Source organism: Novosphingobium sp. TCA1, assembly GCF_009811895.1.
GTDB classification, from domain to species: domain Bacteria; phylum Pseudomonadota; class Alphaproteobacteria; order Sphingomonadales; family Sphingomonadaceae; genus Novosphingobium; species Novosphingobium panipatense_A.
The window spans coordinates 15,114-31,662 of sequence record NZ_BLJH01000012.1 but is presented as its reverse complement, the minus strand read 5'-3'; the positions used below and the strand labels follow the sequence as shown (position 1 = coordinate 31,662).

Genomic DNA, 16,549 nt, shown 5'->3' with positions numbered 1-16,549 from the left:
GATCCCTGTTGTTTGTTGGTCGCATTTTCCCAGTCGTCAGGTGTTTCCACCTGACTTGAAAATGCTCTAGGGCGGGAGCCGAAATGAGCACGAATCTTCCCGCCGATCTCGAACCCTTCCTTGCCGAAGCCGGCTGGGCAGGCGCCCATGTCGAACCGCTGGCCGGGGACGCCTCGTTCCGCCGCTATTTCCGCGTGACGCGCGGCAATGGCGAAACGGCCATGCTGATGGACGCGCCGCCGCCCACCGAGGATCCCACGCCTTTCCTCCGCGCGGCGCACTGGCTGGATCTCAATGGCCTCCGCGCCCCGCGCATCCTGGCAGAACGGGCCGAGCGCGGCCTGGTGCTGATGGAAGACTTCGGCCATGCGCGCATGCGCGACTATCTGGACCAGTGGCCGGACGACGAGGCCGCCGTCTATCGCGGCGCCGTAGACGTGCTGGCACAGCTGCGTGAATTGCCGCCCGGTCCCTTCCTCGACTATTCGATGAGCGAGTACCAGCGCGAGGTGCGGCTGTTCGTGGACTGGTACTGCTCGGCACAGGACCTGCGCGTGGATACTGCCGGTTTCGTGACGGCCTGGGAATCGGTGATGGGCGCGCTGCTGCCCCGCCAGCGCCCCGGAGTGACCGTGCTGCGCGACTACCATGCCGAGAACATCATGCTGCTCGGCGCGCTGGAAAAGCAGGGCCTGCTGGACTTTCAGGACGCCCTGATCGGCCACCCCGCCTATGATCTCGTGTCCCTGCTTCAGGATGCCCGCCGCGAGGTTTCGCCGGAACTGGAAGCGGAAATGTTCGACCATTACCTGCAGGCGACCGGCGCCGATCCCGAGACATTCCTGGCCGACTACGCTCGCCTCGGCGCGCAGCGGAACACCAAGATCATCGGCATTTTCGTGCGCCTCTGGCGGCGTGACGGCAAGGCGCGCTATCTCGATCTGATCCCGCGCGTCTGGGCTCTGCTCGAGCGCGACCTCGCCCACCCGGCGCTGGAGCCGGTGGCGCGCTGGTTCGACGCGAATATCCCCGCCCATCTGCGCGAAGCCAACGGCGGGAGTTACGCCGTATGAACGGGGGAAAACTGGCCAGCGACACCGCCATGGTGCTGGCGGCCGGTCTCGGCAAGCGCATGCGTCCGCTCACCGCCACCCAGCCCAAGCCGCTGGTGCGCGTGGCGGGCAAGTCGCTGATCGACCATGCGCTGGACAAGCTGGACGCCGCCGGGGTGGAAAAGGCGGTGGTCAACGTCCACTACCTGGCCGATGCGCTGGAAGGCCATTTCAAGGTGCGCCGCAAGGGCCCTGAGGTCACCGTGTCGGACGAGCGCGCGCAGCTGCTCGAAACCGGCGGCGGCATGGTCAAGGCCGCGCCGCTGCTGCCCGATACCTTCTTCTGCCTCAACAGCGACAATATCTGGCTCGACGGGCCGGAGGACGTGTTCCACGAACTCTCGCGCGCCTGGGATCCAGAGGCGATGGACGCGCTGCTGCTGCTGGTCTCGCACCCGCGCGCGATGAACTATCGCGGCGAGGGCGATTTCCATCTCGACGCGCTGGGCCGCGTCTCGCGTCGCAAGCCGGGGCGGGTTGCGCCTTTCATCTTTTCGGGCATCCAGATCGTCTCGAAGCGCCTGCTGCGTGACGCGCCGGAAGGCCCGTTCTCCACCAACATCCTGTGGAACCGCGCCATCGAGGAAGGCCGTGTCTTCGGCATTTCCCATACCGGCCTGTGGTTCGAAGTGGGCGAACCGACCGCCATCAGACCCACCGAGGAATGGCTGACCCGTGCCTGAAGGGGGCGGGCCGCGCGTTTATTCCATTGCTGCGCACCGTGGTTTCGCCGATGCCCTCGTGGCGGGGCTGGTGCCGCGCTATTCCGAAGGTGAACTGGGCCTCGCCCGGCTGACCCTGCTGCTGCCCAGTCGCCGCGCGGTCCGCACCGTTACCGAGGCTTTCGTGCGCCATTCGGGCACGACCGACAGGCCCGGCATGCTGCTGCCGCGCATGGCGGTGGTTGGTGATCTCGATCTCGACGAGACGCTCGGGCCGCTGCTCGATCCGCTCGGGGCCGCCGATATTCCGCCCGCCGCCGATCTGACCCGGCGCTGGCTGCGGCTTGCCCATTACTTGCGCGAAGTGGAAGGCGCGGAGGCGGGGAAGGGTGCTGCCCTGCTGCGACGGGCCTGGGAACTAGGCCGCACGATGGACCGCCTGCTGGTCGAAGGCATCGCCCCGATCGATCTGATGAGCGAGCGGGTGATCGGCATCGTCGGCGACCTGGCCGGGCACTGGACCGACAATACCCGCACCTTCCTGATGGTGCAGCAATACTGGATCGCGGAACTTGCCGAGCGGGGCGAGATCGACGCGCCGGAGCGCCGCAACCGGCTATTCGAACATGCCGCCGCGGAATGGCGCGCGGTGCCGCCGCAATATCCCGTGGTTGCGGCGGGCGTGACCAGCGCTTCGCCCGCGCTGGCCAGATTGCTGCGCGTGGTCAGCGAACTTCCGGGTGGTTCCGTAGTCCTGCCGGACTTCGATCTGGCGCTTCCCGGCGAGGTCTGGGACGAACTCGGCATTGCCGGAAAACCGGAAAACCCTGACGAACCGCCGTTCGGCCGGGGCGATGCGGTGACGCATCCCCAGTACCACCTCAAGCTGCTGCTGAACCGGATGGGCATTGCTCGCGAGGAAGTCTCCGCATGGCATCGCTCCGGCTACGGCGCCTCGCCGGCCGAGCGCAGCACGGTGATCTCCAACTTGTTCCTGCCGCCGCGTGCTTCGGCGGCCTGGGTCGAACTGCCTGCCGAAAAGCGGCGCCTTTCCGGCGTGCGGCTGATGGAAAGCACCCACCCCGAACAGGAAGCGCAGGCGATCGCGGTGCTGATCCGCGAGGCGCTGGAAGTGCCCGAGCGCCGCGTCGCGCTTATCACCCCGGATCGTGGTCTGGCGGGCCGCGTGGTCGCGCACCTCACGCGCTGGGGGATCGAGGCGGACGATACCGCAGGGCGCCCATTGGCTCAGACGGCGGCGGGGCGGCTCATGCTGCTCTTGGCCGAAGTGCTGGCCGAACAGGCCGCGCCGGTCCCGCTGATCGCGCTGCTGGTTCACCCGCTCGCAGGTGGGGGCGAGGGCCGCGCTCGCTGGCTGGAGTCCGCACGCAAGCTCGATCTTGCCTTGCGCGGTCCGCGCCCCGGTGCGGGTCTGGCGGCGCTGGCCGATCTCGCCGAGCAGGAGAAGCTGGGCGAATGGTGGAGTGCGGTGGAGGCCGTGCTGGCGCCGCTCTTCGCACTCACCGAAGGTCAGCCGCTGGAAGCGATGCTCGCGGCGCTGGTGGATGCCGCCGAAGCGCTCTGCGGCGAGGCGATCTGGGCGCAGGCCGACGGCCGCAGCCTCAGCGCCATGGTCGAGGAACTGCGCGGCGCGGCAGGCTCGGCGGGGACGCTGTTTGACCCGCGCGAGCTTCACGCCATGCTGCGCGACGCCATGGACCGGGTCTCGGTGCGCCCACCCTGGGGCGGCCATCCGCGCGTATCGATCTACGGCCTGCTGGAAGCGCGGATGAGCCGCGCGGATCTCGTCATCTGCGGCGGTCTCGTCGAGGGCGTCTGGCCTGCCTCGCCCTCGCAGGACGCGCTGCTGCCGCCTGCCGTGCTGCGCGCGTTGGGGGTACCGGGCGCGGATTTCCGCATCGGCCTTGCCGCGCACGACCTTGCCGCCGCGCTGGGGGCGCCCGAAGTCGTGTTGAGCTGGGCCTTGCGCGATGCGGGCGGGCCGGTGATCCCCTCGCGCTTCGTGCTGCGCGTCAAGGCGCTGCTGGGTGAACAGGCGGAGCGTCATGTCGAAAGCGATGTGCTGCGTCTGGCGCGCATGCTCGACGATGCGCCGCCGGTGGCCGGCCACCCGCGCCCGCAGCCCATGCCCTCGCCCGACCAGCGCCGCGTCGATCTGGCGGTGACCGGGCTGGACCGCCTGCGCGGCGATCCTTACGAATTCTACGCCAATGCCATCCTGCGCCTGCGCAAGCTCGACGCGCTGGATGCCGAGCCGAGCGCGGCGTGGAAAGGCGAAGTCGCGCACAAGATCCTGGAGGACTGGCACAAGGCAGGCGAGCCGGTGGACGGGCTCCACGCGATCGCACAGGCCGTGCTGACTGAGAAGAACGCGCATCCGCTGATGCGCGCGCTCTGGTGGCCGCGCCTTTCCGCTGCGCTCGATACGTTCCGCGAACTCGTGCTGGCGCACAAGACCGCCGGCCGCCGGGTCGTGGCCAGCGAGGCCTGGGGCGACATGCGCTACCGCGACATCCGCATCCACGGCCGCGCCGATCGCATTGATCGCCTGCCTGACGGTTCGCTGGCAGTGGTCGACTACAAGACAGGCTCGCCACCGACCCCGCGCCGCGTGGAAGAAGGCTTCGCGCTGCAACTCGGCCTGATCGCGCTGATCGCTCAGGCGGGGGGCTTCAAGGACATGCAGGGCCGGGAGATCGTGGGCGAGGCGGGCGAATTCGAATACTGGTCGATGGCCAAGGACAAGAACCGGTTCGGCTATGCCACCACGCCGCTCAAGGTCGGCAAGCGGCGCTCCGGGATCGAGCCGGACGACTTCCTGCCCGAGACCGAGCGCTATCTGAACGACGCGCTCGACCGCTGGATTCTCGGCACCGAGCCGTTCACCGCGCGGCTCAATCCCGAACTCGGTTCTTATGCGGACTACGACCAGCTGATGCGTCTCGACGAATGGATCACCTCGCTCGGCAGCAGACCAGACGCGGGCGGGGAACGTGCGGGCGCGGAGGATGAGGTATGAGCGGCCCGGCCGCCGTCCATCCGCTGCACGGCAACCAGATGTTGGCCGTGAACCCGCGCGACACCGTGTGGCTCTCGGCCTCGGCGGGGACCGGCAAGACGCAAGTGCTGTCCTCGCGCGTGCTGCGCCTGCTGTTGCAGGAGGGTGTCGAGCCTTCGCAGGTACTGTGCCTTACTTTCACCAAGGCAGGCGCGACGGAAATGGCCGCGCGCATCAACGGCACGCTGGCCGAATGGGTGCGGCTGGAGGACACCCTGCTGTTCCAGCGCCTCGATGCGATCGGTGCGCCCACCGACCCCGAGACCCGTGCCCGCGCGCGCACGCTGTTCGCCGCCGTGCTCGACAGTCCGGGCGGGGGGCTCAGGATCGACACGATCCACGCCTTCTCGCAGTGGCTGCTGGCGACGTTTCCGCTGGAAGCGCAGCTCGTGCCCGGCACCCGGCCGATGGAGGACCGCGAACGCGCCCTGCTGGCTCGGCAAGTGCTCGCGGACCTGCTTGTGGCGGCCGAGACGGATGCCTTCGACGGCCCGCAATTGCTCGGCGCGATTGCCCAGCTTTCGCTGCGGCACGGGCCGGATTCGGTAGTGGATTTCCTGCTACGCTGCGCGGGTGCGCGGGAGGCGTGGTTCGGCCCCGGCTCGTGGCAGGCGGGTGATATCCGCAGCCATGTGCTGCGCCTGCTCGGGCTGCCGGACGAGGCGGGCGACGATCTGCTCGCGGACATGTGCGGCGATGAAGCCTTCGACGTGCGTTCGCTGCGCAAATGCTGCGAAGTGCTGGCCGAGTGGAACACCGCCACCGCGCACAAGGCCACCGACGTGCTGGTGCCGTGGCTCACCTGGAGTGCGGCGAAGCGGGCCGAGGGGATCGACGATCTCCACGCCGCGCTCTTCACCAAGGACGATAGCGTCCGCAGCCTCAACCACCTTTCCAAGCGCGATCCCGACTACGAAGGCTACGCCCTGCGCGTAGGCGAGAGTCTTGCGGAGATCCGTGAGACCAAGGCGCTGCTGGGGTTGGCGGAGAGGCTGGTTCCCGCGCTGCGCCTCGGCCGTGCCTTTGCACTCGCCTGGGACGAGGCGAAGCAGCGCGAGGGGTTGATCGACTTCGACGACCAGATCCGCCGCGCCGCCGATCTGCTGCGTGGGCAGGCCTCCGCCGACTGGATCCGCTACAAGCTCGACCGCCGTTTCGATCACATTCTCGTCGACGAGGCGCAGGACACCAATGCCGCGCAGTGGGACATCGTCTTCGCCATGGCGGAAGAGTTCTGGGCGGGTGAGGGGCAGCGCGAAGGCCACCCCCAAAGTCTGCTGCGCACGCTCTTCGTGGTGGGCGACTACAAGCAGGCGATCTTCCGCTTTCAGGGCACCAGCCCCGAAAATTTCCGCCGCGCCGCCGACCGCGTGCGGGGGCGGATGCGCGATGCCGCCGACAATGCCGACATGCTACGCAGCGAGATCGCCGCGCGCCCGCTGCTGGAACTCGGGCTGGACCGCAGCTTCCGCACCGCGCAGCCGGTGCTCGATTTCGTGGACGAGGCCATTGCCGGGATCGGCCATGCCCGCTTCGGCCTCGACCGTCCCGCCGAGCGCCACGTTGGGCAGGAGCGCCCCGGCTATGTCGCCTTGTGGAAGCCGGTATCCGAGCAGATCGGCGAGGATGACGACGAGCCGCTCGAAGACGGCGACGACAACGACGGCCAGCAGCCAAACTGGCTCTCCCGGCCCGACCGTCAGATGGCCGAGCGTATCGCCCAGCAGGTGCGCGAATGGCTCGATCCCTCGGGGCCAGGCTTCACGCTGAGCAAGGGCGGGCAGCGCCGAGCGGGCGCGGGCGACGTCATGGTGCTGGTGCGCCAGCGCAAGGAACTGGCCGGGCTGATCGTTGCGCGGCTTCATGCGGCGGGCGTGCCAGTCGCGGGCGTTGATCGCCTGCGCCTGGGCGCGCCGCTGGCGGTGAAGGACCTGATCGCGGCACTGCGCTTCGCGGTGCAGCCGCTCGACGATCTCAATCTGGCCGCGCTGCTGGTCTCGCCGCTGGTGGGCTGGAGCCAGGAGCAGTTGCTGCGCTTCGGTTACCGCGACAGGCATCGGCGCCTCTGGGAGCATCTGCGCACCCAGTCCGGCCCGGAGATCGGCGCGGCGCTCGAACAGCTTGGCGACCTGCTGGGGCGCGCGGATTTCACGCCGCCGCAGGACATGCTGCACTGGCTGCTGGTCGGTCCGTGGCAGGGACGGCGCAAGCTGGTGGCGCGGCTCGGCAGCGAGGCGAACGACCCGATCGACGAACTGGTCAATGCTGCGCAGGCCTATGTCGCCACCGATACCCCGAGCCTCGCGGGCTTCCTTGCCTGGTTCGATGCGGGAGACGGAGAGCTGAAGCGCGAGGCGGATGCCGCGTCGGGCCTGGTCCGGGTGATGACGGTCCATGGCTCGAAGGGGCTTCAGGCGCCGATCGTCATTCTGGCCGATGCCACTGGCAACCCTGAGGCCGCGCGCGATCGCGGCTTCGATCTGGCCGACCCGCGCGAGGAACGCCGCAAGGTGCCGCTGCCGCCGCTGTCGAAGGACGAGAAGGTCGGCCGCATTGCCGCGCAGATCGCCGCCAATCGCGAGGGCGACGAGCAGGAGCACTGGCGCCTGCTCTATGTCGCCATGACCCGCGCCGAGGAAGCGCTGTTCGTGGGCGGCGCGCTTGGGCGGCGGGACCGGGACGGCCCGGCGGAAAAGAGCTGGTACGCCAGCCTGCGCGCCCTGTTCCCGGCCGAAGCGGAGGTCGAGGACGCGATCTGGGGCACGCGCTGCGAGAACGGCCCCGTGCCTCCGCCGCTGCCGGCCGAAGTGCGCTCGGTCGAACTGCCCTTCCGCGAGCCGCTGCCGCGCTGGCTGGAGCGCACGCCGCCTGCAGAACCGCGTCCGCCGCGACCGCTGGCGCCTTCCGCGCTGGGCGAGGACGATGCGCCCGATCCGCCGTTTCCGCCCGGCGCCGGGCGCGATGCCCTGCGGCGCGGCACGCTGGTCCACAAGCTGCTCGAACGCCTGCCGCAAGTCGCGGCGGAGGAACGCGAGGAAGCGGGCTGGCAATGGCTGGCGCGCAATGCTGCCGATCTGCCGGAACCGTCGCGTCAGGCCATGCTGGACAGCGCCATGGCCGTGCTTGCCCATCCCGAATGGACCGAACTGTTCGGCCCTGCCAGCCTGGCCGAAGTGCCGGTGGCGGCAGTTGTCGGGGGGCAGGTTGTAGCGGGTACCATAGACCGTCTGGTGGTGGAGCCCGAGCGCGTGCGCCTCGTCGACTACAAGACCGCGCGTCGTCCGCCCGAGCGGCTTGAGCAAGTGCCGCGCGGGGTGCTGCGCCAGATGGCGGCCTATGCCGCCGCGCTGGAAGTGGCCTTTCCCGGCCGCACCGTGGAAGTGGCCTTGCTCTACACCGCCGTGCCCCGCCTGATCGCCGTTCCTGCCGACGTGCTGGCCGCCCACAAGCCGGACTTTTCCCCGGCCCAGTAAAGCTATGCCCGGGCAGGCGTTGCCTCAGGGCAATTCGTCCCTAGATTGCGTTCAACCGAGATACCCGAGGAGTTTCAATTCATGGCGACTATCGCTGTTACCGACGCCAGCTTCGAAGCGGACGTACTGAAGTCCGACAAGCCGGTGCTCGTCGATTTCTGGGCCGACTGGTGCGGCCCGTGCAAGATGATCGGCCCGGCCCTGGAAGAGATCAGCGAAGAGCTGTCCGAACAGGTGACCATCGCCAAGATGGACATCATGGCCAACACCGGCATTCCGGCCGAGATCGGCGTGAAGTCGATTCCGCTGATGGTCCTGTTCAAGGACGGCAAGCCGGTCGCCCAGAAGCTCGGCGCCGCGCCCAAGAGCGCGCTCAAGGGCTGGATCGAAGGCGAACTCTGAGGGTTCGCTTCCGGTTTTAGAGCCGGAATTCAAAAGCTCCTTCCGCCGCGAGGCGGGAGGGGTTTTTCGTTGCGCGGCGCTTTTGCCGCGCCGCGCGTGAGAGCGTTGCAATTGTCGGCAATTCCCGCATATTTCCAAACCGTTCGTAGGCAGCGGCAGGGAGGACCGCCGATGCAGTGGTACCGTGCGGTTCCGGTTTTCCTCATGGCCGCTTCGGTCTGGTCGACTCAGGAAGTTGGCGCCGAAACGAAGGATGGCGGCGCCCCGAAGGATATCGTCGTCGAAGGCCTTCGCGCGCGAAGGACGATGCAGGGCGGGGACTGGCTCGTCACGATTTCGCGCTCCTATCGGGCCGGCAAGAGTATCGACCTGGGCGACACCGCGGTCGCATTGGGCAAGGATCGCGCCTGGCACTTCTGCCTTGCCGATACGCAAGTCGAGGATTTCGTGCGCCTGCTGGTCGGTGACGGTCGTTCTCAGGTTGCGGGAACGACTTTGTGCCGCCCATTGAAGATCCGCTTTGGCGACGGGCAATTGCGGGCGACGCAGACCTGTCAGGGCGGCTATGCGAATTCCAGGGATGAGGCGACGGGCAAGGTAAGCAGTTTCCAGACGCGGCTTGAGATGCAGGTTACCGGAAGTTACGGCGCCTCGGCGCTGAAGCTCGATTTCGAGAACCGCAGGGAACCACTGGTAAGCATGCCTGTTCCGACGTCGAACGGTCGGGCAACGGCGGCGCCGGATATCATGCGGTGGTCGGTCAAGGGCGAGCGGACGGGCGCTTGTGCGCCGGACAAGGCGCCCTAGGTCCGCGAGACGCGATCCCGGCGTTCTCTCCCCCGAGATACAGATTTTTCGGGGTAGCAAAGGCGCCGAGCCGAACCTAGCCCAGCGGATATGAATATGCCGGTGAACGAACTTCTCTGGGGGCTTACCGAGAAGGAGAAGCAGACCCTTCGCCTGATCGTGCGCGGTCATGATGCGAAGTCTGCGGCGCGCAGTCTGGGGCTTTCGGTTCATACGATCAACGAACGCCTGCGCGAAGCGCGGCGCAAGATGGCAGTGTCGAGCAGCCGCGAGGCAGCCCGCCTTCTGCTCGACGCGGAAGGCGAAGGCGTTCCGGCCCATCCCCCTATTTTTCTGGAGGACACGGTAATCGGGGAAGACGCGGCCCGTTCTCAGGTGGATCAGGCAGGGGCGCTGCCTGGCGGCGCGGGGCGAGCCCGTCGCCGCCCCTGGATCATCACCGGAGTATTGCTCATGTCGATCGCTCTTGGCCTTCTGGCGCTGACCACCCTGTCTCAGGTCTCGACCACCTCGCCGCCCGTGCCCAGTTCTGCTTCGGCCGCTGCGGAAAGTTCGGAAGTGGCGCAGACGGCGCGCCAATGGCTGACCCTCATCGATCAGGGGCGCTGGGAGGAAAGCTACAAGGGAACCGGCTCGGCCTTCCAGAAGCTGAACAGCTTGCAGGTATGGGCTGCGACCAATGAGAAAGTGCGCGTGCCGTTGGGGCCGGTTATCTCGCGGACGTTTCTGCGTCAGGAAAACCTGCCTGCGCCCCCTTACGGCTATGAGGTGGTGAAGTTCCGCACCAGTTTCGCCAACAAGGCAGATGCGGTCGAGACGGTTTCTCTTTCGCGGCAGGACGGCAGTTGGCGTGTAGCGGGTGTTACGATCGAATAAATTCCGTCGTCCCGGACTTGATCCGGGACCGCTGGCAAGACTTTAGGCGCGAGAGCGCGTCAGGGCGCCTTGCCGAGTGATGGGTTGTTCACGGCCAGCGGTCCCGGATCAAGTCCGGGACGACGATTGTGCTCAATCCTCCAGCGCGGACAGGCGCGTGGCGAGGTCTTCGAACAGCGCCGGAGAAGCAGCGCCGATCAGCCCGGTGCGGCCGATCTCGTCCACCCGGTAGGCGCTGCCGTCGGGGCGGGCGCATTTACCGCCCGCTTCGTTGAGGAACAGGGCGCCTGCCGCGTGGTCCCAGGGCAGGGTGCGCTCGAACACCGCGACGTCGTTCTGGCCCAGCGCGAGGCGGGGGTATTGCTCGGCGGCACAGCGGGGGATGTCGACCATGCGGTAATGCGGGGCGACTTCGGCGCGCAGGCGCTCGCGGCGCGATTCCTCGGTGAAGATCAGCGAGATCGCGGCGACGGGTGGCTGTTCTCCGGTGGCGCGGGCAGTGAGGCGTTCTTCGTTCACCCAGGCGCCGCCGTTCGCGGAAGCGCGGCAGAAGCGGCCGGTGAGGCAGTCGAGGATCCAGCCGCCCAGCGTTTCGCCCTTGTCGGCCAGCGCGATGAGCATGCCGAAGGGGGCCTTGCCGGAGGCGAAGTTGTTGGTGCCGTCGAGCGGGTCGACGATCCAGCAGAGCCGGTCCTTGAGCTTCAGCAGTTCGCCTTCATCCGCGAAAGTCGCTTCCTCGCCTACCACCGAGGCATCGGGCAGCAGGGCGGTGAGGCGTTCGGTGAGGATCGCCTCGCTCTCGCGGTCGGCCACGGTGACGACGTCGTTCACCGCCTTGCTGACGATCTGCTCGCTCGACAGCGACTGGTAATGCGGCAGGATCACATCGCGTGAGACCTCGCGCATGATCGTTTCGACTGCGGCATTGAGCGAAGGGGTGATCATGCGGGAGGCCTTATAACGAAGGGTCAGGTGAGAGGGATCATGACCTGCTGGGCATAACCCTTGCGCTCGCGGATGCGGGCGTACCATTCGGTGAGCGCGGGGAACTCCGGTCGCTCCAGCCCGAACTGATCGAGCGGTAGGCTGAACCAGGTATAGGCATAGACGCCCATGGGAATGTCACCGATGCCGAACTGTCCGCCGGAGAGCCAGGGCTTCTCGGAAAGGTAGCGCTCCAGCACGGCGAGGTGGGCGGCGCAGGCTTTCACGTCGCGTTCGATGGCGGGCATGTCCCACTGCTCGCGCGGGGTACGGGCCATCGAGAGGAAGGGCAGGCGCTGGGCGTCGGCATAAGTGATCTGCCAGTCCATCCAGCGGTCGGCCAGCGCGCGGTCGATGGGGTCGTGCCGGAACCAGCGCTCGCCGCCGTACTCGGCCGCCATGTAGCGCAGGATCGCGTTCGATTCCCAGAGGACGAGCTTGCCGTCCTCGATCATCGGCACCAGCCGGTTCGGGTTCTTGGCGAGGTACTCCTCGGTATAGCCGAACTGGCCGCCGATATCGTGGCGGACGTAGTTCAGCTCCAGTTCCTCGGCGAACCAGGCGACTTTCTTGACGTTGTGGGAGTTGAGGCGACCCCAGATGGTGAATTGCGGACCGGCCACCGTCAGCTCCGGTAATCGGCGTTGATCGAGATGTAGCCGTGCGTCAGGTCGCAGGTCCACACGGTGGCGGCGCCTTCGCCAAGGCCGAGATCGACCTCGATGGTGACGTCCCGGCCCTTGAGGTGGGCGGCGACGGGGGCTTCGTCATAGTCGGCCAGCGGCAGGCCTTCGCGCGCGGCCCAGGTGCCGCCGAAACCGATGGAGAGTTTGTCGCGGTCCGCCGGTTCGCCTGCCTTGCCCACGGCCATGACGACGCGCCCCCAGTTGGCGTCCTCACCCGCGATGGCGGTCTTCACCAGCGGCGAGTTGGCGATGGCCATGCCGACCTTGCGGGCACTTTCGTCCGAGACGGCGCCGGAGACGGCCACTTCGATGAACTTCTGCGCGCCTTCGCCGTCGCGCACGACGAGATGGGCAAGCTGGCGGCAGACGTCATGGATCGCGGCGGCAAAGGCATGGGCGCCGGGCGAGGCGATCGACGAGAGCGGCGCGTTGCCCGCCTTGCCGGTGGCGAAGGCGAGCACGGTGTCGCTGGTGGAGGTGTCCGAATCGACCGTGATGCACGAGAACGTGCGGAAGTTCGCGGCGGAGAGGCACTCCTGCAGGAAAGCAGGCTCCACGGCGGCGTCGGTGAAGATGTAGCCGAGCATGGTCGCCATATCCGGCGCGATCATGCCAGACCCCTTGATGACGGCGGCGAGCGTGACCTTGGTGTCGCCGATCATCGCCGTGGCCGTCGCGCCCTTGGCGAAAGTGTCGGTGGTGGCGATGGTGTTGGCGACCTCTTCCCACGAGCAGGGCTGTGCGGTGAGGGCTTTCTCCACGCCCTCGCGCGCCTTGTCCTTGGGCAGGGGCACGCCGATCACGCCGGTGGACGAGACGAAGACCTGTTCGCGCGGGCAGCCGATATGGGCGGCGACCTGGTCCATGATCTGCTCCACAGCCTCCCGGCCCCGGTAGCCGGTGAAGGCGTTGGAATTGCCCGCGTTGACCACAAGCGCGCGGGCGAGGCCTTGCTTCACGTTGTCACGGCCGAGTTCGACTTCGCTGGAGCAGCACAGGTTCCTGGTGAACACGCCTGCGACGGCGGTGCCTTCGTCCAGCTCCACATAAGTCAGGTCGCATCGGCCCCAGTCCTTGTACCCGGCGCGCACGACGTGCGGGGTGACGCCGGCGATCGGCGGCATGGCGGGGAAGGGCGAGGCGAGCGGGGAAGTGGTATAGGCCATGGCGGGTGGGTAGCGCGTGGGTGCGGCAGGTCAAGCGCGGGACGACCCTGCGGCCAGCTAAATCCGGCCGCTAGATACAACGGTGCGCGATGGGTTGTGGACTATTCATCCTTGGCCCCTTATCTGATCCGCCATGGCAAACCGCCTGCTACTCACCCTGCTGGCCCTCCTGACGGGTCTTGCCGCGCAAATCGGCCCTGCCGACGCGCGCGCATCGCAGGTGTCCAGCCTGCAGGTGGTGCTGACCGAAGCCGCCGTCGCCGCCAAGGCGCCGCGTGCCCCGGTGGCCCTTGCCCAGCTCCCCGAACCCGGATTGCGCAATACCCGCCGTCATGCGCCGCCTCTGGCAGCAGCGCCGGTTTCGCGCGTGTTTCCCGCGGTTCTCACCGGGATAGACCGCGCGCGCGAATAAGCGCGCTGCGTCATTCGCACGTTCGCGAAACCTTTCCCGTGCCTGCGCGTATCGCAGGCGCGCTCATCCGATATACGCATTCACGAAAAACAGGGATTTCCGCCATGTTCGGCGCCATCGCCAAGTCCATTTTCGGCTCGTCCAACGAGCGTTACGTCAAGTCGCTCGACAAGATCGTCGCCCAGATCAACGCCTTCGAACCCGCTTTCGAGGCCATGAGTGACGAGGAACTGGCCGGGCAGACCGCCAAGTTCCGCGACATGCTGGCGAACGGCAGCACGCTCGACCAGATCATGCCCGAAGCTTTCGCCACCGTGCGCGAAGCCTCGAAGCGCGTGTTCGGCATGCGCCATTTCGACGTGCAGATGATCGGCGGCATGGTGCTCCATCGCGGCGAGATCGCGGAAATGCGCACGGGTGAGGGCAAGACCCTGGTCGCGACCACCGCCACCTACCTCAATGCGCTTGAGGGCAAGGGCGTCCACATCGTCACCGTCAACGACTACCTGGCCCGCCGCGACGCGGAGCAGATGGGCAAGCTGCACAATTTCCTCGGCCTGACCATCGGCGTGATCGTGCCGAACCTCAACGAATACGAACGCCGCGAGGCTTACGGCGCCGACATCACTTACGGCACCAACAACGAGTTCGGCTTCGACTACCTGCGCGACAATATGAAGCATGAGCGCAGCCAGATGGTGCAGCGCCCCTTCAATTTCGCGATCGTCGACGAAGTCGATTCGATCCTGATCGACGAAGCGCGCACGCCACTGATCATTTCGGGTCCGACCGACGACAAGTCGGAACTCTACATGCAGGTCGACGCGATCGTTAAGCAGTTCCTCCCCGAGGACTACGAGACCGACGAGAAGACCAAGAACATCAGCCTGACCGAGGACGGCGTAGAGAAGGCCGAGCGCATGCTCGAAGCCGCCGGGCTGCTGGTCGGTTCGAACCTCTACGACGTCGAGAACACGCAGGTGGTCCACCACCTCGACCAGAGCCTCAAGGGCGTGTTCATGTTCAAGCGGGACATCGACTACATCGTCAAGGACGGCAAGGTCGTCATCATCGACGAGTTTACGGGCCGCATGATGGACGGTCGCCGCTGGTCGAACGGCCTGCACCAGGCGGTCGAGGCCAAGGAAGGCGTCCGCATCGAGCCCGAGAACCAGACGCTCGCCTCGATCACCTTCCAGAACTACTTCCGCATGTATCCGAAGCTTTCGGGCATGACCGGCACTGCCGCCACCGAGGCCCCGGAATTCTACGACATCTACAAGATGAACGTCGTCACCATTCCGACCAACGTGCCGGTGCAGCGCATCGACGAGGAAGACGAGTTCTACAAGAACACGCATGACAAGTTCGGCGCCATCGCCAAGCTGATCCGCGAACGCTACGAAACCGGCCAGCCGGTCCTCGTTGGCACCGTTTCGATCGAGAAGTCGGAACTGCTCTCGGACTTCCTCAACAAGGAAGGCGTCAAGCACTCGGTGCTCAACGCCCGTTTCCACGAGATGGAAGCCCACATCGTCGCGCAGGCGGGTTCGCTGGGTGCCGTCACGATCGCCACCAACATGGCCGGTCGCGGCACCGACATCCAGCTCGGCGGCAACGTCGAATTCCGCGTCGAGGACGAACTGCGCGACATGCCCGAGGGGCCGGAGCGTGAAGAGGCGATCGCGCGCATCAAGCTGGAAGTGGCCGAGCAGAAGCGCCTCGTGCTGGCCGCGGGCGGCCTCTGCGTGATCGGCACCGAGCGCCATGAAAGTCGCCGCATCGACAACCAGCTGCGCGGCCGTTCGGGCCGCCAGGGCGACCCCGGCCTGTCGAAGTTCTACCTCTGCCTGGAGGACGACCTCCTGCGCATCTTCGGCCCGGACACGCTGTTCGCCAAGATGATGAACAGCAATCTGGCCGATGGCGAGGCGATCGGTTCGAAGTGGCTGTCCAAGGCCATCGAGACCGCGCAGAAGAAGGTCGAGGCGCGCAACTACGAAGTGCGCAAGCAGGTCGTCGAATACGATGACGTGATGAACGACCAGCGCAAGGTCATCTACGAGCAGCGCGCCGACATCATGGATTCGGAAACGGTCGATGAAGTCGTCGTCGACATGCGCAACGACACCGTCAACGCGCTGGTGGCCGATGCCTGCCCGGCCGGTTCCTATCCCGAACACTGGGATGTCGACGGGCTCAAGGCCAAGGCGCAGGATATCCTCGGGATCGACGTGCCGCTGGAGGCCTGGATCGAGGAGAACGGGGTCGATCCCGAACTCGTCGAGGAACGCATCGCCGCCATGGCCACCGAGCACATGAACGCGAAGATGGCGCAGGACGATCCGGCGATCTGGCGCCAGGTGGAGAAGTCGATCCTGCTCGATCGCCTCGACCACTACTGGAAGGAGCACCTCTCCACGCTCGACGCCCTGCGTCAGGTGGTGTTCCTACGCGCCTATGCCCAGAAGACGCCGATCAACGAGTACAAGACCGAGGCCTTCAGCCTGTTCGAACGCCTGCTCGATTCGATCCGCGAGGACGTAACCCGCATCCTCTCGGTCAGCGAACTGCGCATGCCTGAGCCTGCCGGTCTCCCGGAACTGCCGGACTTCCTGACCGGACACATCGATCCGCTGACCGGCCTCGACAATTCGAACGACGGCGACGGTTCGGCCTTCATGCCGGAACTGTTCGGCACGCTGGCAGGCAGCCCGCAGGCCGCCGTCGGTGCAGGCGCCGCGGGTGAGAATCCCTACGCGGACCTGCCGATCAGCCGCAACGCACCTTGCCCTTGCGGTTCGGGCCAGAAGTACAAGCACTGCCACGGCGCTCTCGCGTAAAGGCACCTGACACAGGCCGTCGTCCCGGACTTGATCCGGGACCGCTG

12 protein-coding genes are annotated in these 16,549 nt (G+C 66.9%); 9 read left to right on the top strand and 3 right to left on the bottom strand.

Features of this window, described 5'->3' with window-relative positions; genetic code table 11:
* Positions 1-83: 83 nt before the first annotated feature.
* The 7 genes from NTCA1_RS14600 (at position 84) to NTCA1_RS14570 (ending at position 10,411) form a co-directional block, all read left to right on the top strand.
* Positions 84-1,073, top strand: coding sequence for an aminoglycoside phosphotransferase family protein (locus NTCA1_RS14600; RefSeq protein WP_159831052.1), 990 nt, complete (start codon positions 84-86; stop codon positions 1,071-1,073).
* Positions 1,070-1,795: a nucleotidyltransferase family protein gene (locus NTCA1_RS14595; RefSeq protein ID WP_086493618.1), complete on the top strand. Its 726-nt coding sequence runs from the start codon at positions 1,070-1,072 to the stop codon at positions 1,793-1,795. The genes NTCA1_RS14600 and NTCA1_RS14595 overlap by 4 nt, the downstream gene beginning before the upstream one ends.
* The gene (addB, locus tag NTCA1_RS14590) at positions 1,788-4,814 is read left to right on the top strand and encodes a double-strand break repair protein AddB (RefSeq protein ID WP_159831051.1); all 3,027 of its coding nucleotides are present in this window, start codon (positions 1,788-1,790) and stop codon (positions 4,812-4,814) included. Before NTCA1_RS14595 ends, addB begins: the two co-directional genes overlap by 8 nt.
* Positions 4,811-8,326, top strand: coding sequence for a double-strand break repair helicase AddA (gene addA, locus NTCA1_RS14585; protein ID WP_159831050.1), 3,516 nt, complete (start codon positions 4,811-4,813; stop codon positions 8,324-8,326). Before addB ends, addA begins: the two co-directional genes overlap by 4 nt.
* Before the next feature lie 81 nt (positions 8,327-8,407).
* Positions 8,408-8,728 carry a thioredoxin gene (gene trxA, locus NTCA1_RS14580; protein ID WP_086493615.1) on the top strand — a complete coding sequence of 107 codons (321 nt, stop codon included), beginning with the start codon at positions 8,408-8,410 and terminating at the stop codon, positions 8,726-8,728.
* Between the two features lie 171 nt (positions 8,729-8,899).
* Positions 8,900-9,535: a hypothetical protein gene (locus NTCA1_RS14575; protein WP_159831049.1), complete on the top strand. Its 636-nt coding sequence runs from the start codon at positions 8,900-8,902 to the stop codon at positions 9,533-9,535.
* A 96-nt stretch (positions 9,536-9,631) separates the two neighbouring features.
* Entirely contained in the window at positions 9,632-10,411 is a 780-nt protein-coding gene (locus tag NTCA1_RS14570) for a DUF4019 domain-containing protein (RefSeq protein WP_236549334.1), read from the top strand.
* A 132-nt stretch (positions 10,412-10,543) separates the two neighbouring features.
* Here NTCA1_RS14570 and NTCA1_RS14565 read toward each other — a convergent pair whose 3' ends face one another.
* From NTCA1_RS14565 to argJ, 3 genes are read right to left on the bottom strand one after another with little or no spacing between them, the layout of a single operon-like run.
* Positions 10,544-11,356 carry an inositol monophosphatase family protein gene (locus NTCA1_RS14565; RefSeq protein WP_159831047.1) on the bottom strand — a complete coding sequence of 271 codons (813 nt, stop codon included), beginning with the start codon at positions 11,354-11,356 and terminating at the stop codon, positions 10,544-10,546.
* Positions 11,357-11,379: 23 nt separating this feature from the next.
* Positions 11,380-12,018, bottom strand: coding sequence for a glutathione S-transferase family protein (locus NTCA1_RS14560; RefSeq protein ID WP_159831046.1), 639 nt, complete (start codon positions 12,016-12,018; stop codon positions 11,380-11,382).
* Positions 12,019-12,020: 2 nt separating this feature from the next.
* Positions 12,021-13,247 (bottom strand): bifunctional glutamate N-acetyltransferase/amino-acid acetyltransferase ArgJ, encoded by a 1,227-nt coding sequence (gene argJ, locus NTCA1_RS14555; RefSeq protein WP_159831045.1) that lies wholly within the window; start codon positions 13,245-13,247, stop codon positions 12,021-12,023.
* Between the two features lie 133 nt (positions 13,248-13,380).
* Here argJ and NTCA1_RS14550 point away from each other — a divergent pair, with 133 nt between their 5' ends.
* Together NTCA1_RS14550 and secA are read left to right on the top strand one after the other, a co-directional pair.
* On the top strand, positions 13,381-13,659 hold the full coding sequence (locus NTCA1_RS14550) for a hypothetical protein (RefSeq protein ID WP_086493609.1): 279 nt from the start codon (positions 13,381-13,383) through the stop codon (positions 13,657-13,659).
* Positions 13,660-13,763: 104 nt separating this feature from the next.
* Positions 13,764-16,502, top strand: a complete 2,739-nt coding sequence (gene secA / locus NTCA1_RS14545) for a preprotein translocase subunit SecA (protein ID WP_133083783.1) — start codon at positions 13,764-13,766, stop codon at positions 16,500-16,502.
* Positions 16,503-16,549 lie beyond the last annotated feature (47 nt).

Bases quoted from the DNA above. Each gene is read 5' to 3' on its own strand.
- NTCA1_RS14600 (WP_159831052.1), top strand. From the start codon at position 84: ATGAGCACGAATCTTCCCGCCGATCTCGAACCCTTCCTTGCCGAAGCC.
- NTCA1_RS14595 (WP_086493618.1), top strand. From the start codon at position 1,070: ATGAACGGGGGAAAACTGGCCAGCGACACCGCCATGGTGCTGGCGGCC.
- addA (WP_159831050.1), top strand. From the start codon at position 4,811: ATGAGCGGCCCGGCCGCCGTCCATCCGCTGCACGGCAACCAGATGTTG.
- trxA (WP_086493615.1), top strand. From the start codon at position 8,408: ATGGCGACTATCGCTGTTACCGACGCCAGCTTCGAAGCGGACGTACTG.
- NTCA1_RS14575 (WP_159831049.1), top strand. From the start codon at position 8,900: ATGCAGTGGTACCGTGCGGTTCCGGTTTTCCTCATGGCCGCTTCGGTC.
- NTCA1_RS14570 (WP_236549334.1), top strand. From the start codon at position 9,632: ATGCCGGTGAACGAACTTCTCTGGGGGCTTACCGAGAAGGAGAAGCAG.
- NTCA1_RS14565 (WP_159831047.1), bottom strand. From the start codon at position 11,356: ATGATCACCCCTTCGCTCAATGCCGCAGTCGAAACGATCATGCGCGAG.
- argJ (WP_159831045.1), bottom strand. From the start codon at position 13,247: ATGGCCTATACCACTTCCCCGCTCGCCTCGCCCTTCCCCGCCATGCCG.
- NTCA1_RS14550 (WP_086493609.1), top strand. From the start codon at position 13,381: ATGGCAAACCGCCTGCTACTCACCCTGCTGGCCCTCCTGACGGGTCTT.
- secA (WP_133083783.1), top strand. From the start codon at position 13,764: ATGTTCGGCGCCATCGCCAAGTCCATTTTCGGCTCGTCCAACGAGCGT.